The 15,856-nt window shown below is 71.0% G+C and carries 17 protein-coding genes and 1 pseudogene; 3 read left to right on the top strand and 15 right to left on the bottom strand.

From position 1 onward, the window contains the following. Positions 1–849: a 3-hydroxyacyl-CoA dehydrogenase family protein gene (locus tag AB0G08_RS01475; RefSeq protein WP_357870771.1), complete on the bottom strand. Its 849-nt coding sequence runs from the start codon at positions 847–849 to the stop codon at positions 1–3. A 142-nt stretch (positions 850–991) separates the two neighbouring features. Continuing rightward, the gene (murA, locus tag AB0G08_RS01470; RefSeq protein WP_358081456.1) at positions 992–2,434 is read right to left on the bottom strand and encodes a UDP-N-acetylglucosamine 1-carboxyvinyltransferase; all 1,443 of its coding nucleotides are present in this window, start codon (positions 2,432–2,434) and stop codon (positions 992–994) included. Here murA and AB0G08_RS01465 point away from each other — a divergent pair. Together AB0G08_RS01465 and AB0G08_RS01460 are read left to right on the top strand one after the other, a co-directional pair. Then, on the top strand, positions 2,433–3,005 hold the full coding sequence (locus AB0G08_RS01465) for a cob(I)yrinic acid a,c-diamide adenosyltransferase (protein ID WP_101412544.1): 573 nt from the start codon (positions 2,433–2,435) through the stop codon (positions 3,003–3,005). The genes murA and AB0G08_RS01465 overlap by 2 nt on opposite strands. 32 nt (positions 3,006–3,037) lie before the next feature. After that, positions 3,038–3,229, top strand: a pseudogene (locus AB0G08_RS01460) (glyoxalase); the annotation flags it as partial. Between the two features lie 150 nt (positions 3,230–3,379). Here AB0G08_RS01460 and AB0G08_RS01455 read toward each other — a convergent pair. The 13 genes from AB0G08_RS01455 to glyA all read right to left on the bottom strand — a co-directional run bounded on the left by AB0G08_RS01455 (position 3,380) and on the right by glyA (position 14,327). After that, positions 3,380–3,835: a DUF2550 domain-containing protein gene (locus AB0G08_RS01455; protein ID WP_358081454.1), complete on the bottom strand. Its 456-nt coding sequence runs from the start codon at positions 3,833–3,835 to the stop codon at positions 3,380–3,382. 12 nt (positions 3,836–3,847) lie between these two features. Then, positions 3,848–4,132, bottom strand: a complete 285-nt coding sequence (locus tag AB0G08_RS01450) for a F0F1 ATP synthase subunit epsilon (RefSeq protein WP_358081451.1) — start codon at positions 4,130–4,132, stop codon at positions 3,848–3,850. Between the two features lie 89 nt (positions 4,133–4,221). Continuing rightward, positions 4,222–5,364, bottom strand: coding sequence for an LCP family protein (locus tag AB0G08_RS01445; protein WP_358081448.1), 1,143 nt, complete (start codon positions 5,362–5,364; stop codon positions 4,222–4,224). 212 nt (positions 5,365–5,576) lie between these two features. Continuing rightward, the gene (atpD, locus tag AB0G08_RS01440) at positions 5,577–7,013 is read right to left on the bottom strand and encodes a F0F1 ATP synthase subunit beta (protein WP_350919652.1); all 1,437 of its coding nucleotides are present in this window, start codon (positions 7,011–7,013) and stop codon (positions 5,577–5,579) included. Beyond that, positions 7,013–7,942 (bottom strand): F0F1 ATP synthase subunit gamma, encoded by a 930-nt coding sequence (locus tag AB0G08_RS01435; protein WP_358081444.1) that lies wholly within the window; start codon positions 7,940–7,942, stop codon positions 7,013–7,015. Before AB0G08_RS01435 ends, atpD begins: the two co-directional genes overlap by 1 nt. 10 nt (positions 7,943–7,952) lie before the next feature. Beyond that, on the bottom strand, positions 7,953–9,608 hold the full coding sequence (atpA, locus tag AB0G08_RS01430; RefSeq protein ID WP_358081442.1) for a F0F1 ATP synthase subunit alpha: 1,656 nt from the start codon (positions 9,606–9,608) through the stop codon (positions 7,953–7,955). 92 nt (positions 9,609–9,700) lie between these two features. Further along, positions 9,701–10,522 carry a F0F1 ATP synthase subunit delta gene (locus AB0G08_RS01425; protein ID WP_358081440.1) on the bottom strand — a complete coding sequence of 274 codons (822 nt, stop codon included), beginning with the start codon at positions 10,520–10,522 and terminating at the stop codon, positions 9,701–9,703. Further along, complete coding sequence (locus tag AB0G08_RS01420; RefSeq protein ID WP_088998661.1) at positions 10,522–11,052, bottom strand: F0F1 ATP synthase subunit B; 531 nt, start codon at positions 11,050–11,052, stop codon at positions 10,522–10,524. Before AB0G08_RS01420 ends, AB0G08_RS01425 begins: the two co-directional genes overlap by 1 nt. Before the next feature lie 31 nt (positions 11,053–11,083). Further along, entirely contained in the window at positions 11,084–11,311 is a 228-nt protein-coding gene (atpE, locus tag AB0G08_RS01415) for an ATP synthase F0 subunit C (RefSeq protein ID WP_210832257.1), read from the bottom strand. A gap of 93 nt (positions 11,312–11,404) precedes the next feature. Beyond that, positions 11,405–12,226 carry a F0F1 ATP synthase subunit A gene (gene atpB, locus AB0G08_RS01410; RefSeq protein ID WP_358081437.1) on the bottom strand — a complete coding sequence of 274 codons (822 nt, stop codon included), beginning with the start codon at positions 12,224–12,226 and terminating at the stop codon, positions 11,405–11,407. After that, the gene (locus AB0G08_RS01405; RefSeq protein ID WP_088998658.1) at positions 12,227–12,448 is read right to left on the bottom strand and encodes a hypothetical protein; all 222 of its coding nucleotides are present in this window, start codon (positions 12,446–12,448) and stop codon (positions 12,227–12,229) included. A gap of 164 nt (positions 12,449–12,612) precedes the next feature. Beyond that, entirely contained in the window at positions 12,613–13,044 is a 432-nt protein-coding gene (locus AB0G08_RS01400) for a hypothetical protein (protein ID WP_358081435.1), read from the bottom strand. Continuing rightward, positions 13,041–14,327, bottom strand: a complete 1,287-nt coding sequence (gene glyA / locus AB0G08_RS01395) for a serine hydroxymethyltransferase (RefSeq protein WP_358081432.1) — start codon at positions 14,325–14,327, stop codon at positions 13,041–13,043. Before glyA ends, AB0G08_RS01400 begins: the two co-directional genes overlap by 4 nt. 35 nt (positions 14,328–14,362) lie before the next feature. Here glyA and AB0G08_RS01390 point away from each other — a divergent pair, with 35 nt between their 5' ends. Further along, positions 14,363–15,856, top strand: a complete 1,494-nt coding sequence (locus AB0G08_RS01390) for an SDR family oxidoreductase (protein ID WP_358081430.1) — start codon at positions 14,363–14,365, stop codon at positions 15,854–15,856.

Below are 15,856 nucleotides of genomic sequence, written 5' to 3'. Positions count from 1 at the left end.
TCAGTACGTGTAGAAGCCCTTGCCGCTCTTGCGGCCCAGGTCACCCGCGGTGACCATGCGCTGGAGCAGCTCCGGCGGGAAGAACTTCTCGTCGGCCGTGTCGGTGTAGATGTTCTTCGAGGCGTGCAGCAGCACGTCCACGCCGGTCAGGTCCGTGGTGGCCAGCGGGCCCATGGCGTGACCGAAGCCGAGCCGGCAGGCGGTGTCCAGGTCCTCGGCCGACACCACGCCCGACTCGACGAGCTTGACCGCCTCGACGACCAGGGCCGCGATCAGCCGGGTGGTGACGAAGCCCGCGATGTCCCGGTTGACCACCACGACGGTCTTGCCGATCTCCTCGGCGAACGACTTGGCCGTGGCCAGGGTCTCGTCGCTGGTCTTGTAGCCGCGCACCAGCTCGCAGAGCTTCATCATCGGCACCGGCGAGAAGAAGTGGGTGCCGACGACCGCCTCCGGGCGCTCCGTCACCGCAGCGATCTGCGTCACGGGGATGGCCGAGGTGTTGGTCGCGAGCACCGCGTCGGCCTTGCAGATCTTGTCCAGCGCGCGGAACACCTCGTGCTTGATCTCCAGCCGCTCGAAGACCGCCTCGACCACGATGTCCGCGTCGGCCGCCGCCTCCAGGTCGGTGGTCGGGGTGATCCGACCCAGCGTGGCCTCGACCTCGGACGCCTCGATCTTGCCCTTCTCGGCGAACCGGGTCAGCGACTTCCGGATGCCGTCCATGCCCCGTCCGGTGGCCGCGTCGTCCAGGTCCCGCAGCGTCACCTGCCAGCCCGCCTGCGCCGCCACCTGGGCGATGCCCGAGCCCATCAGCCCGGCCCCGACGACCGCGAGTCGACCCGCCATCTGCTTCTCCCTCGCCTGATTGAGTGTCTGTCAGCACCCTAGTCGGCGAGCCTGAACGGATGCTAAGGCGTCTGGCCGAAGGCGACGGCCCTGGCGGGGTCCGGAGCCTCGGGGGCCGAGGCGCCGGGCGGGCGCGGCGGGCTCAGATGGTCAGGTCCGGTTCCTCCGGTGTGGTGCCCCGCTCCACCTCGACCCCGAGCGCGCGCAGGTCGGCCGCGAAGTCCGGGTAGCCCCGGTCCACGTGGTGCACGTGGGAGACCTCGGTGACCCCCTCGGCGCAGAGCCCGGCGATGATCAGCCCCGCCCCGGCCCGGATGTCGGTGGCGCGGACGGGCGCGCCGGAGAGCCGGTCCCGGCCCCGGACCACCGCGTGGTGGCCGTCGGTCTTGATGTCCGCGCCCAGCCGCATCATCTCGTTGGCGAACATGAACCGGCCGTCGAAGATGTTCTCGGTGATCAGGGAGGCGCCGTCGCTGACCGCGGCGAGCCCGATCGCCATCGGCAGCAGGTCGGTGGCGAAGCCCGGGTACGGCAGCGTGACGACGTCCACCGCCTTCGGCCGGTCGTCCATCCGGATCCGGAACGCGTCGCCCCGGGTCTCCACGAGGCCCCCGGCGGAGACCAGCTTGTCGAGCGCGACCTCCAGGAAAGTCGGCTCCACCCCGGTGACGGTGACGTCCCCCCGGGTCATCGCCGCGCCGAACGCCCAGGTGCCGGCCACGATCCGGTCCCCCACGGTGGCGTGCCGCACCGGCCGCAGCCCCGGCATCCCCTCGATGTGCAGGGTGGAGGTGCCGGCGCCGGAGATCCGGGCGCCCATCTGGTTCAGCATGGTGCAGATGTCGACGATCTCCGGCTCCCGGGCGGCGTTGTCGATGGTGCTCGGCCCCCGCGCCAGCACCGCCGCCATGACCAGGTTCTCCGTCGCCCCGACGCTGGGGAAGTCGAGCACGATCTCCGCGCCGTGCAGCCCGTGCGGCGCCGACGCGATCACGAAGCCGTGTTCGCCGGAGATCTCGGCACCCATCCGGGTCAGCCCGGAGACGTGCATGTCCAGGCCCCGCGAGCCGATGGCGTCCCCGCCCGGGTGGGCCACCCGCACGTACCCCCGGCGGGCCAGCAGCGGGCCCAGCACGCAGATCGAGGCGCGCAGCCGGCGTACGAGGTCGTAGTCCGCCTCGGCGCCGGGCCGCTCGGGCACGTCGATGACGACCGACCGGGACCGGGCCACCCCGCCGTACGTGACCATCGGGTCGACCGGGTCGTCGGCGTCGAAGTGGACGCCGCAGCCGAGCCGGCGGAGCACCTCCCCCATGATCGCGATGTCGGTGATCCGCGGCACGTTGGTGATCACGCTGCGGCCCGGGGCGAGCAGCGCGGCGGCCATCAGCTTCAACGCCGAGTTCTTCGCGCCGACGACGTGCACCGTGCCGGCCAGGCGCGCGTCACCGCGCACCCGGATGACGTCGAGGTCGTGGACCGCCGGGTCACCGGCGTCGCCGGGACCCACCCCCGCCGTGCGGACGGCGGTGCCGCCCGGGCGCTCCGGGATCGTCAGGTCCGGTATCCGTAGGCTGTGCGTCATGGCCGTCCACCTCACGCGCATCTACACCAAGGCCGGCGACGCCGGCATGACCAGGCTGAGCAACAACGAGCAGGTGCCGAAGACCGATCCGCGCATCTCCGCGTACGCGGATGTCGACGAGTGCAACGCCGCGATCGGCGTGGCGCTCGCCCTGGGGCAGCTCGACGACGAGCTGCGGGCCGTCCTGGCGTCGATCCAGAACGACATGTTCGACGTGGGCGCCGACCTGGCCACCCCGGTCGAACCCGATCCGAAGTACCCGCCGCTGCGGGTCACCGAGGCGTACGTCGAGCGTCTGGAGGGCTGGTGCGACGAGTACAACGCACGCCTGAGCAAGCTCGACTCCTTCATCCTCCCCGGCGGCACCGCGGGTGCGGCGCTGCTGCACGTGGCACGGACGGTCGCCCGACGCGCCGAGCGGGCGGCGTGGGCCCTGGTCGCGCACGACCCCGATCGGACCAGCTCGCTCCCGGCAAAGTATCTCAACCGGCTCTCTGATCTGCTCTTTATCCTGTCAAGAACGGCAAATCCGGACGGGGATGTGCTATGGGTGCCCGGCGGTAACCGCTGACCACGCGGCCCTCGTGCCCGCCGGAGACCCCGGTGGGCACGCTGCACCACGTCGAGGTCTGGGTGCCCGATCTGAGCGCCGCCACACGCGGCTGGGGCTGGCTGCTCGGCGAGCTGGGCTGGACGCCGTTCCAGGAGTGGCCGGCCGGCCGCTCCTGGCGGCTCGGCCCGACGTACCTGGTGCTGGAGCAGTCGCCGGCGCTGCGCGGGCGGCGGCACGACCGGCTGACCGGTAACGGTGCAGGTGGTGTAAGAGTGCGCCGGACCGCGGACAGTGCGGCGGCAGGGGTTTTCGGGGAGCCCGCCCGCGGAGGGATCAAGCCTGACCGCCCGGAGCGGGTGGGCTCCCCGAAAACCCCCAAGGACGAGGGGACGTCAGGCGGCGGGCCAGTCCTGGGAGGCCATACGCGGCGAGACCGCCCCCGGAGGGGCGGCCTCGAGCCAGGAGAGGAATCCGGTGACGGTGGACCGGGCCATGGCGATCTCCACCGGGGCGTGGTCGCTCGTACAGCGGAGGATGACCCAGTCGGCGGGCATCGAGAGGCGCTCCTGCCCCTCGGGGAGCCGCCGCCGCTCGACGGCCAGCGTCTTGCGGGAGAGCACCCTGGTGGGTCGGATGGCGAAGCTGAACAGCCGGTACCAGCGGAGTTCGTCGCCGACGAAGCGGCCGAAGCCGGGAGACCAGCCGCGGCCGTCGAGCATCGTGGAGGTCCGGACGCCGAGCCGGATGATGCCCCCGCTACGGACGACGACGGCCCGCCGGGCGAAGAGGATCAGAAGTGCGCCGAGGATGACGGCGACGCCGATTCCGATCCCTTCGACGATCTCCATCGGCGTTTCGGCTCAGCGGCTCTGCGCGGCGGAGATCGGGGTGGCGCTCTCGGCCAGGACGGTCACGCCCTCGCCGGTCACCGACAGGAAGCCACCGGCCACCTCGTAGGAGACCTGCTCGCCGCCGGCAAGCTTGATGCGCACCTGGCCGGGCTCGGCAAGCTGGCCGAGCAGGGGCGCGTGCCCCGCCAGCACACCCAGCTCGCCCTCGGTCGTGCGGGCGACGACCATCTCGGCCTCGCCGGACCAGACCTTCTCCTCGACGGCTACGAGCTCGACGTGAAGCTGCTTTGCCACGCTGTCTCCTTGCTGCGGCGGCGGATTGTCGAAAGTCTAGTCGTGCCGCCGACCTGCCCCCAACGCGGGTGGCGAGACCTGCGCCACGGCTACTTCGTCTTGTTCTGGAAGTCGGGGTGCTCCACCAGGAACGCGTCCAGCTGCCCCTTCTGCAGGGCGGCGAAGAAGTCGTCCACGGCGGGCTGGAACCGCTCGCCCCGGTACGCCCCGTTCTCGGTGACCGAGCCGCCCGGCAGCTTGATCATCTGGATCGTCTCCGGCCGAATGTTCTTGAGCGCCAGGCCGAAGTCGATCACGCTGTTGCCCCGGCCGCTGAAGATCAGCGACTGCCCGGCCGCCCGCAGCACCCGGTCCAGCTTGACCGGGTTGGTCACCACGTCGGCGCTGAGCGCCTGGCCGGCCATGGCCTTGACGAACTGCTGCTGGTGGCGCTGCCGTCCGTAGTCGCCGTCGGGCACGCCGTTCTTCGGGTAGCGCTGGCGGACGTAGTCGAGCGCCTGCCAGCCGCTGAGGTGCTGGTTGCCCTTCTTGTAGACCGCCTGCGGGCCGACGTAGCCCTCGCCGTTCGGGTTGCCCTTGCGGTGCTTGCCGTCCGGCTCGCGGTGCTCGGAGCGCACCTCGCGCTCGATGTACATGTCGACGCCGCCCATCGCGTCGACGATCTTCTTGAAGCCGTTGAAGTTGATGATCGCCCCGGCGTCGAAGCGCTCGATGCCGGTGACGTTCTGCACCGTCGTGGCCAGCAGCTCGAAGCCCCGGGCCGCGTCCGGGTTGCCGCCGGGCACCCGGCTGCCGTACGACATCGCCGAGTTGAGCTTGTCGGTGCCGCCCTTGAACTCCGCCCGGCTGAACGCGGGGATCTCCACGATGAGGTCGCGCGGCATCGAGAAGAGGTAGGCCCGGTCCATCTCCGCCGGCACGTGCAGCACCATGACCGAGTCGGCCAGCGGCGGCATCTCGGGGTTGCGCGGATCGATGCCCACCAGCAGGATGTTGAGCGGGCCCTTGATGTCGCTCCTGCGCTCCTTCGCCCCGGCGGCCTGGTCGCCGAAGAGGTCGGCCTTGCCGACGGCGCCCTCGTAGCGGGCCATCAGCGCCTCGGCGCCGACCAGCACCGCGCCGCTGAGCAGCATCAGGACGGCACCGAAAACGGTGCAGACCCGGGCCCAGCGCGGCACCCCCGACCACATGGACGGCTTGCCGCCGCCCTTGTCGGCCTTACCCACGATCATCTCCGTTCGTCACGCCCACGATCAGGAGACGGGCGCATGCAGCCGATTCGTTGCAGATCGACGCCCCCGCGGTGCGTGGGCGGATCGACGGTACCTCGCGTACGACATGATCGCCGAGCACGCGGATCCGGACAGCGGCGATCACGCGGCCTAAAGACGGACGAAAGGCCGCCCCGGCGTTGCCGGGACGGCCTTCGTTCAGGACCGACAGGTCAGCCCTTCATCAGCTCCGCTGCCTTGCGCTCCAGGTCCTCCAGACCACCGCACATGAAGAAGGCCTGCTCGGGGAAGTGGTCGTACTCGCCCTCGCTGATCTTCTTGAAGGCCTCGATGGTCTCCTCGATCGGGACCGTCGAGCCCGGCACGCCGGTGAACTGCTCCGCCGCGTAGGTGTTCTGCGACAGGAAGCGCTCGATCCGCCGCGCGCGCTGCACGGTGATCTTGTCTTCCTCGGAGAGCTCCTCGATACCGAGGATGGCGATGATGTCCTGCAGGTCCTTGTACTTCTGCAGGATCCGCTTCACCTCGGTCGCCACCGCGAAGTGCTCGGCACCGACGAACTCCGGGGCGAGGATCCGGGACGAGGACGCCAGCGGGTCCACGGCCGGGTAGATGCCCTTGTCGGAGATCGACCGCTCCAGGTTGGTGGTCGCGTCGAGGTGGGCGAACGTGGTGGCCGGGGCGGGGTCGGTGTAGTCGTCCGCCGGCACGTAGATCGCCTGCATCGAGGTGATGGCCTGGCCCCGGACGGAGGTGATCCGCTCCTGGAGCTCGCCCATCTCGTCGGCCAGGGTCGGCTGGTAACCCACCGCGCTCGGCATGCGGCCGAGCAGGGTGGAGACCTCCGAACCGGCCTGGGTGAAGCGGAAGATGTTGTCGATGAAGAGCAGCACCTCCTGCTTCTTGACGTCGCGGAAGTACTCCGCCATGGTCAGCGCGGAGAGGGCGACCCGCAGCCGGGTGCCCGGCGGCTCGTCCATCTGGCCGTAGACCAGCGCGGTCTTGTCGATGACGCCCGACTCGGTCATCTCGGCGATGAGGTCGTTGCCCTCGCGGGTGCGCTCACCCACGCCGGCGAAGACCGAGGTACCACCGAAGTTCCGGGCGACACGGGTGATCATCTCCTGGATGAGCACCGTCTTGCCCACGCCGGCGCCGCCGAACAGGCCGATCTTGCCGCCCTTGACGTACGGGGCGAGCAGGTCGATGACCTTGATGCCGGTCTCCAGCATCTCGGTCTTCGGCTCCAGGTCCGCGAAGGCCGGGGCCTTGCGGTGGATGCCCCAGTGGTCGTCCGGCTGGAGCGTCTCGCCCTCGGTCAGGTTGAGGCACTCGCCGATCGCGTTGAACACGTGGCCCTTGACCGTGTCGCCCACCGGAACGGTGATCGGCGAGCCGGTGTCGCGCACCTCGGTGCCGCGGACCAGGCCGTCGGTCGGCTGCATCGAGATGGCGCGGACCATGTTGTCACCCAGGTGCTGGGCGACCTCCAGGGTCAGCGTCTTCTCACCACCGGAGAGCGTCACGTTGACGTGCAGGGCGTTGAACAGGGCCGGCATGGCGTCGCGCGGGAACTCGGCGTCGACGACCGGGCCGATGACCCGGACCACGCGACCCGTGGCCGTCTTGGTCTCTACTGGGGCAGTCATCACACTTCACTTCCCGACGCGGCCAGCGCGTTCGCGCCGCCGACGATCTCGCTGATCTCCTGGGTGATCCCGGCCTGGCGGGCCGAGTTCATCTCGCGCGTGTACTTCTCGATCATCTCTTCGGCGTTGTCGGTGGCGCTCTTCATCGCCCGCCGACGGGCCGCCGACTCGCTCGCCGCCGACTCCAGCAACGCCGCGTAGATCCGCGTGTTGATGTACTTCGGCAGCAGCGCGTCGAGCAGCGCCTCCGCGTCCGGCTCGAAGTCGTAGGCCGGCAGCGCGCCCTCGGCGCGCGGCCGGTCCTCGACCTGCATCGGGCCGATGACCTTGGTGACCGGGGTCTGGGTCATCAGGGAGTGGAACTCGGTGTAGACGATGTGCAGCTCGTCGACCCCGAGCACCCCGTCCGCCCCGGCGCCGCCGTCGACGTCGTCCGCACCGGCGGTGAACGCCTTGATCAGCGTCTCGCCCACGGTGCGGGCGTCGGCGAAGGTCGGCTGCTCCGAGAACCCGGTCCAGTTGGCCTCGATCGGCCGGTCCCGGAACCGGAAGAACCCGACGCCCTTGCGCCCGATGACGTAGAGCACCGGCTCCTTGCCGTCGGCCCGCAGCCGGGCGATCAGCGACTCGGCCATCTTGATGGCGTTGGAGCTGTAGCCACCGGCGAGGCCACGGTCGGAGGTGACCAGCAGGACGCCCGCCCGCCGCACCCGCGGACGCGGGGTGAGCAGCGGGTGGTCGATCCGCGCGTTGGACGCCAGCGCCGTGAGCACACCGGTGACCGCCTGGGCGTACGGCAGGGACGCCTCCACCCGGGCCTGGGCCTTGGCGATCCGGCTCGTCGCCACGAGCTCCATCGCCTTGGTGATCTTCTTCATCCCCTTCGCCGAGCGGATCCGTTGACGAAGAACGCGTACCTGGGCCGCCATGAATCAGCCCTTACTGGTTCTCGACCGGGCGGTCGCTCGTGCCGTCACGGAAGCGGGTCACCGTCTCGCGGTTCTCCTCGCCCTCCAGCGGCGCGGCCGGGGCATCGTTGATCCGCCGCTCGTCGGCCTTGCCGAGGAAGACCTGCTTGAAGTCGGCGATGGCGGCGTCGAGCGAGCCGATGATGTCGTCGTTCCACTGGTTGTCGGCGATCGAGGCCAGCACGCCCTCGTGCTTGTGGCGCAGGTACTGGAGGAACTCCGACTCGAAGCGGCGGACCTCGCCGACCGGGATGTCGTCGAGCTTGCCCTCGGTGCCGGCCCAGACCGAGACGACCTGCTCCTGCACCGGGTACGGCGAGTAGTTCGCCTGCTTGAGCAGCTCGACCAGGCGGGAGCCGCGGTCCAGCTGGGCCCGGGAGGCCTTGTCCAGGTCGGAGGCGAAGGCGGCGAACGCCTCCAGCTCGCGGAACTGGGCCAGGTTGAGCCGCAGCGAACCGGCGACCTTCCGCATCGGCTTCACCTGGGCGGCGCCACCGACCCGGGAGACCGAGGTGCCGACGTTGATGGCCGGCCGCACGCCCTGGTTGAACAGGTCGGTCTCCAGGAAGATCTGGCCGTCGGTGATGGAGATGACGTTGGTCGGGATGAAGGCCGAGATGTCGTTGGCCTTCGTCTCGATGATCGGCAGGCCGGTCATCGAGCCGCCGCCCAGCTCGTCGGAGAGCTTCGCGCAGCGCTCCAGCAGGCGGGAGTGCAGGTAGAAGACGTCACCCGGGTACGCCTCGCGGCCCGGCGGGCGACGCAGCAGCAGGGACACGGCCCGGTACGCCTCGGCCTGCTTGCTCAGGTCGTCGAAGACGATCAGGACGTGCTTGCCGCCGTACATCCAGTGCTGCCCGATGGACGAGCCGGTGTAGGGGGCGAGGTACTTGAAGCCGGCCGGGTCGGAGGCCGGGGAGGCGACGATGGTCGTGTACTCCATCGCGCCCGCCTCCTCCAGGACGCCCTTGATCGAGGCGACCGTGGAGGCCTTCTGGCCGATGGCGACGTAGATGCAGCGGACCTGCTTCTTCGGGTCGCCGGAGCGCCAGTTGTCCCGCTGGTTGAGGATGGTGTCCAGCGCGACCGTGGTCTTGCCGGTCTTCCGGTCGCCGATGATCAGCTGACGCTGACCGCGGCCGATCGGGGTCATGGCGTCGACGGCCTTGAGACCGGTCTGCAGCGGCTCGTCGACGGACTGCCGGGACATCACGTTCGGGGCCTGGAGCTCCAGCTCGCGGAAGCCCTCGTTGGCGATGTCGCCGAGCCCGTCGATCGGCTGACCGAGCGCGTTGACCACGCGGCCGAGGAAGGCGTCGCCGACCGGCACGGAGAGCACCCGGCCGGTGCGCTTGACGCGCTGCCCCTCTTCGAGCTTGGCGGAGTCACCGAGAACGACGACACCGATCTCCCGGACGTCGAGGTTCAGCGCCACACCCAGGGTGCCGTCCTCGAACTCCAGGAGCTCGTTGGTCATGGTCGAGGGGAGACCCTCGACGTGGGCGATGCCGTCGCCGGTGTCGGCGACGGTGCCGACCTCCTCGCGGGAGAGTTCGGACGAGTAGGAGGAGACGTAGCGCTCCAGGGCGCCGCGGATCTCCTCCGTCGAGATGGTCAGCTCGGCCATCCTCTGCTTCCTTAAGTATCAGGGGCCCGGGATACCTAGTACCGACCGGTCCGAATGGCGTCTATTCACACGCGCTGGGCGGCGGGGCCGCGTCAGCGCTTCGCGAGCGCGTTGCGGCTCTCGTTGAGGCGGCGCAGGACGGTGCCGTCGTACAGGTCGGAGCCGACCCGCACGCTGACGCCACCGAGAACCGAGGGGTCGACCGTCTGCTTGACGGAAACCTCTCGACCGTATATCGCGGAGAGACTCGCGCCCAACCGGCGCTCGTCCTCTTCACTCAACGGGGCCGCGGCGGTCACGTACGCCACCTGCCGGTCCCGCCGCTCGGCGGCCAGCTCGACCAGCCGGCTGAGCGCACCGGAGAGGTTGCGTCCACCGAAACCGGCGAGCGCGACCCCGATGAGGTAGCCGGTGATCGGCCGGGTCTTGCCGGCGAGCAACTGGTCGACCAGCGTGGCCCGCCGGTCGGCGGGGACTGCCGAGTCGGAGAGCGCGCTGGACAGCTGCGGCGAACCGGCGACGACCTGCCCGAAGCGGAACAGCTCGTCCTCGACCTCGCCCAGCTCGCCGGCGGAGTCGGCACTCGCCAGGAGCGCGTCGATGCCCAACTGCTCGGTGGCGCTGAGCAGTTCCGACGGCGCCGACCAGCGGCCGGCGACCAGGGAGGCGACCAGGTCCAGCGCCTCGGCGCCGACCTTGCCGCGCAGCAGCTCGCCGAGCAGCCCGGCACGGTCGGCCCCGGAGCGGGCCGGGTCGGAGAGCGCGCGGCGCAGCCGCGGTTCGCGCCGCAGCAGGTCGGCGACGGAGAGGATGTCGCCGGCGGTGGTGGCCACCGCCGACGGCTCCGCGCCGCGGACGTACGCGTCGAGGTGCTCGACCGCGACCTTGTACGACTCCCGGCTGGCGGCCTGCATCAGCGGGCCCCCGCGCTCTCGAGGTTGCTCAGGAACCGGTCGACGGTGCCCTTGCGGCGCGCCTCGTCGGCGAGGGACTCCCCGACGATCTTGCTGGCCAGGTCGACCGCGATCGTGCCGACCTCCGTGCGCAGCTCGCGCACGATGGTGGCCCGCTCGGCGGCGAGCTGCTCCTTGCCGGCCGCGATGATCCGGTCGGACTCCTCCCGCGCCTTGGCGAGGATGTCCTGACGGATGCCCTCGGCGTCGGCCCGGGCGTCGTCCCGGATCCGGGCCGCCTCGGTACGCACCTCGGCGAGCTGCGCCCGGTACTGCTCGAGCACCTGGTTGGCCTCGGCCTGGGCGGCCTCGGCCCGCTTGAGCCCGCCCTCGATGGCGTCGACCCGCGCCTGGTACATCGCCTCCATGCGGGGCATGACGAACTTCAGCAGGACGAAGCAGAGCAGGGCGAAGGCGATGGTCCCGACGACCATCTCCTGCCAGATGGGCAGGATCGGGTTGTGCTCCACACCTTCTGCGGCGATGAACATGTCAGACCTCCGGGTCGGGAGAGAGCTCTCGTCAGCCCTGGACGGCGAAGGCGAGCACCAGGCCGAAGAGTGCGAGCGCCTCGACCAGGGCGAAGCCCAGGATCAGCCAGGTGCGGTTGTAGCCGGCGGACTCCGGCTGGCGCGCGCTCGACTGGATGTAGGCCGCGAAGACCAGGGCGACACCGATACCGGGGCCGATGGCGGCGAGGCCGTAGCCGATGGTGTTGACGCTACCGCCGATCTCGGCAAGAACAGTCATTGCGGGTATTCCTCCTGTTCGACGCGTGAGGTCTCACGCGTACGCGGGTCGGTACCAGAAGCTTGGTCGGGCCGGGCGGCCCGCCGAGCCCGATCAGTGCTCGTCGGCGAGCGAACTTCCGATGTAGTTCGCGCTCAGCGTGACGAAGACGTAGGCCTGCAGCACGGCGACCAGCACCTCGAAGAAGGCCATCACGATCGCCATCAGGAAGGAGAAGATCGAGGTCACCTGGATGAACAGGCTGCTCGAGTTGAGCATCACGAAGCCGCCGATGGTGAAGACCAGCAGCAGCAGGTGGCCGGCGAACAGGTTGGCGAAGAGCCGCAGCGCCAGCGTGACGGGCCGGACGATGAACGTCTGCATGAACTCGATCGGGATCAGCAGGATGTGCATGGGCCACGGCACGTTCGGGATGATCAGGCTCATCTTGAGGTACTTGCCGAGGCCGTGCTTGCGGGCGCCGATGTAGAGGTACATCACGTAGGAGACCGCTGCGAGCACGATGGGGAACGCGATGTGCGAGTTCGGCGAGATCTGCAACCCGGGCACGATGGCGAACAGGTTGGTCAGCACGATGAAGCTGAACAGCACCGTGAAGTAGGGCGCGAAGCGGATGCCCGCGTTGCCCATCTGCTCGCGGGCGATGTTGTCCCGGACCAGGCCGTAGACCGATTCCGCGTACCACTGGGCCTTGCCGGGGACCAGCTTGGGCTTCCGGTAGGCGAGCATGAAGAAGACGATCAGCAGCGCGACCGCGAGCCAGATCATGATCCCGAACTTGGTGACCCAGGGGCCAGCCACGTCCGGCGGGTAGAAATCTCCGACGCTGGGGGGCCAGGGAAGCCCCTCGGCGGCGACGAGCTGTCCACTCACCGTGTCATCCTCCGCACTCGACAGACCCGGGCGTGCTGGCACTCAAGCACTGAGCCTCTTCATGATCAGGTAAATCGCTCCGGCCGCGCCGAAGATCATGCCGAGGGCGACCCCGACGCCGGTTCGCAGATCGAGAAGTCGCTCCGCCAACCATCCGAGGAAGCCCCACACCACGATGCCGGCGAGTAGGTAGCCCAGAACGGCCCCTGCCGCGCCTTCCGACGAAGGGTCGTCGGACCTGCGGGGGTGTGGGTCTTCGGCCATGACGTGGCGAACAATATCAGCAGGCACGCGCGGGAGTGTGCGGCACCCCCCACACTGCGGACAGCGTGCGGGCCGTGGTGCGGGCGCGAAAGTCGTTGGTCAGGTTACTCCCGTGCGGCCCGCGGCGGCAGCCCGAAATGCCGGACACAGATCCGACAGAACGCTCACTCACCGCGTCGCTCGAATGTGGGCAGCGGCGAGCGCAGGGCCCAGGTGAGGTGGGCGCCGGTCCAGACCACCACGGCCGCGATGATCGCCACCCCCATGTCCGGCAGGCCGGGCCAGCCGGTGGCCGCCACGGCGGCCATCGCCACCCCGAGCACCACGATCTTCGTGGCGTAGGTGACCAGTCCCACCGACATGATCATCCGTGGATTGACGGCGTCGGCCCAGGCCACCGAGACGCCGGAGACCAGGTAGCTCGCGACGACCAGCGCGATCCCGGCGGCCACGCCGGCCGCGCCGGTGCCGCCGCGCAGCACCGCCGCGGTCGGCACCGCGACCAGCGCGAGCACCGCGCAGGCCAGCAGCGGCAGGCGAAGGTGCGGCAGCCGGGACCGGATGGCGCCGGGCTCGCCCGCGCGCGGCTCGCTCATCGGGGGTACGCCGGGAAGGCGGCGACCAGCTCGGCGACCTCGCCGGCGATCCCGGCGAGGGTGTCGGCGCCGCCCGGGGCGGCGCGATCGGTGCGCACGGCGCGGGAGATCAGCGAGGCGACCTGGCGCATCTGCGGCTCGCGCATGCCCTGGGTGGTGACGCTCGGGGTGCCCACCCGGATGCCCGAGGCGACCATCGGCTTCTGCGGGTCGTACGGGATCGCGTTCTTGTTCAGCGTGATGGCGGCGGCCTCGCAGCGCGCCTCGGCGTCCGCGCCGGTGACCCCGGCCTCGCGCAGGTCCACCAGGGCGAGGTGGGTGTCGGTGCCCCCGGAGACCGGGCGCATCCCCTCGTCGGCCAGCCCGGCGGCGAGCGCCCGCGCGTTGGCCACCACCCGGTCGGCGTACGCCCGGAACTCGGGCTGGGCGGCCTCGCGCAGCGCGACCGCCTTGGCGGCGACGGCGTGCATCAGCGGGCCGCCCTGGGTGAACGGGAAGACCGCCTTGTCGATGCGCTGGGCCAGCGGCTCCCGGCAGAGGATCATGCCGCCGCGCGGGCCGCGCAGCACCTTGTGCGTGGTGGCGCAGACGACGTCGGCGTGCGGCACGGGCGACGGGACGGCCTGCCCGGCGACCAGCCCGATGAAGTGCGCCGCGTCGACCATCAGGTACGCCCCGACCTCGTCGGCGATCTCGCGGAACCGCGCGAAGTCGATCAGCCGCGGATACGCCGTGGCACCACAGATGATCATCTTCGGCCGGTGCGCGAGGGCCAGGTCGCGCACCTCGTCGTAGTCGATCAGCTCGGTGTCCCGCCGGACGGTGTAGCCGACCGTGTGGAACCACTTGCCGGAGAAGTTGACCCGGCTGCCGTGGGTGAGGTGGCCGCCGTGCGGCAGGTCCATGGCGAGCACCGTGTCCCCCGGCTGGACCAGCGCGGCGTACGCGGCCAGGTTGGCGCTCGCCCCCGAGTGCGGCTGGAGGTTGGCGTGCTCGGCGCCGAAGAGCTCCTTCGCCCGGGCGATGCCGATCTCCTCGGCCCGGTCGACCTCGGCGCAGCCGCCGTAGTAGCGCCGGCCCGGGTAGCCCTCGGCGTACTTGTTGGTCAGGGTCGAGCCGAGCGCGGCCAGCACCGCCGGCGAGGTGAGGTTCTCGCTGGCGATCAGTTGCAGCCCGCCCCGGAGCCGGTCCAGCTCGCCGAGCACCACCCCGGCGATCTCCGGGTCGGTCGTGCGGAGCTGGTCGAAGTCCGGCCCCCAGAAGGTGCTCGTCTCAGTTGCCACAGCGCCAGAGTCTATTGGGCCGCACACTGGAGACCGTGAGATGCCTGGTCACCGGAGCGACGGGTTACATCGGCGGGCGGCTCGCGCCCCGGCTGCTGGCCGAGGGGCACACGGTGCGCTGCCTGGCCCGCAAGGCGGGACGGTTGCGGGACGTGCCCTGGGCGGCGCGGACCGAGATCGCCGAGGGCGACCTGCGCAAGCCGGAGACGCTGCCGGCCGCGTTCGAGGGCGTGGACGTCGCGTACTACCTGGTGCACTCGCTCGGCCAGGCCGGCTTCGAGGCCGCCGACCGGGAGGCCGCCACCGGGTTCGCCGAGGCCGCGCGGGCTGCGGGCGTACGCCGGATCGTCTACCTGGGCGGGCCGGAGCCGGCCGCGGACCGGGAGGTCCCGTCGGCGCACCTGCGCTCCCGGGCCGAGGTCGGGCGGATCCTGCTCGCCAGCGGGGTGCCGACGGCGGTGCTGCGGGCCGCAGTGATCATCGGGTCCGGGTCGGCCTCGTTCGAGATGCTGCGCTACCTGACCGAGCGGCTGCCGGCCATGGTCACCCCCCGCTGGGTCCGCAACCGCATCCAGCCGATCGCCGTCCGGGACGTGCTGCGCTACCTGGCCGGCTGCGCGAGCCTGCCGCCGGAGGTCAACCGCGCCTTCGACATCGGCGGGCCGGACATCCTCACCTTCGAGGACATGATGCAGCGGTACGCGCGGGTGGCCGGGCTGCGTAGGCGGGCCATCGTGCCGGTGCGACCGCTGACGCCGTCGCTCTCCTCGCACTGGGTCGGGCTGGTCACCCCGGTGCCGAACGCGATCGCCCGGCCGCTGGTGGAGAGCCTGGTGCACGAGGCCGTCGCGCACGAGCACGACATCGCCGCGTACGTCCCCGACCCGCCGGAGGGGCTGACCGGCTTCGACCAGGCGGTCGCGGCGGCCCTGACGAAGGTCCGCGACGGCGAGGTGGAGACCCGCTGGTCGACCGCGAGCGGCCCCGACGCGCCGGCCGAGCCGCTGCCCAGCGACCCGGAGTGGTCCGGCGGGACCGCCTACACCGACGTCCGCGAGCGGGCGGTGCACGCCCCGCCGGAGGCCCTGTGGCGGGTCGTCGAGGGCGTCGGCGGGGAGCACGGCTGGTACTCGTTCCCGCTGGCCTGGTCGGTCCGGGGCTGGCTGGACCGGCTGATCGGCGGCGTGGGGCTGCGCCGCGGCCGGCGCGACCCGCACCGCCTCCAGGTCGGCGAGGCGCTGGACTTCTGGCGGGTGGAGGAGATCGTGCCCGGCGAGCTGCTGCGGCTGCGCGCCGAGATGCGGCTGCCGGGCCGGGCCTGGCTGGAGATGCGGGTGCTCCCGGTGGACGGCGGCGGCAGCCGCTACCAGCAGCGGGCGGTGTTCCTGCCGCGCGGGCTGCCCGGGCACGCGTACTGGGGTGCGGTGGCGCCCTTCCACGCGGTGGTCTTCGGCGGGATGGCCCGCAACATCGCCCGCCAGGCCGAGCAGACGGCCCGCCGGGCGGTCGCCGCGTCCCCGCGCCGCTGA

The sequence above is a fragment of the Micromonospora sp. NPDC023644 genome (genome assembly GCF_040640115.1).
In the GTDB taxonomy this organism is placed as follows: Bacteria; Actinomycetota; Actinomycetes; order Mycobacteriales; family Micromonosporaceae; genus Micromonospora.
Note: the sequence above shows the minus strand (reverse complement) of the source record. Positions and strands in the feature narration are given on the sequence as shown.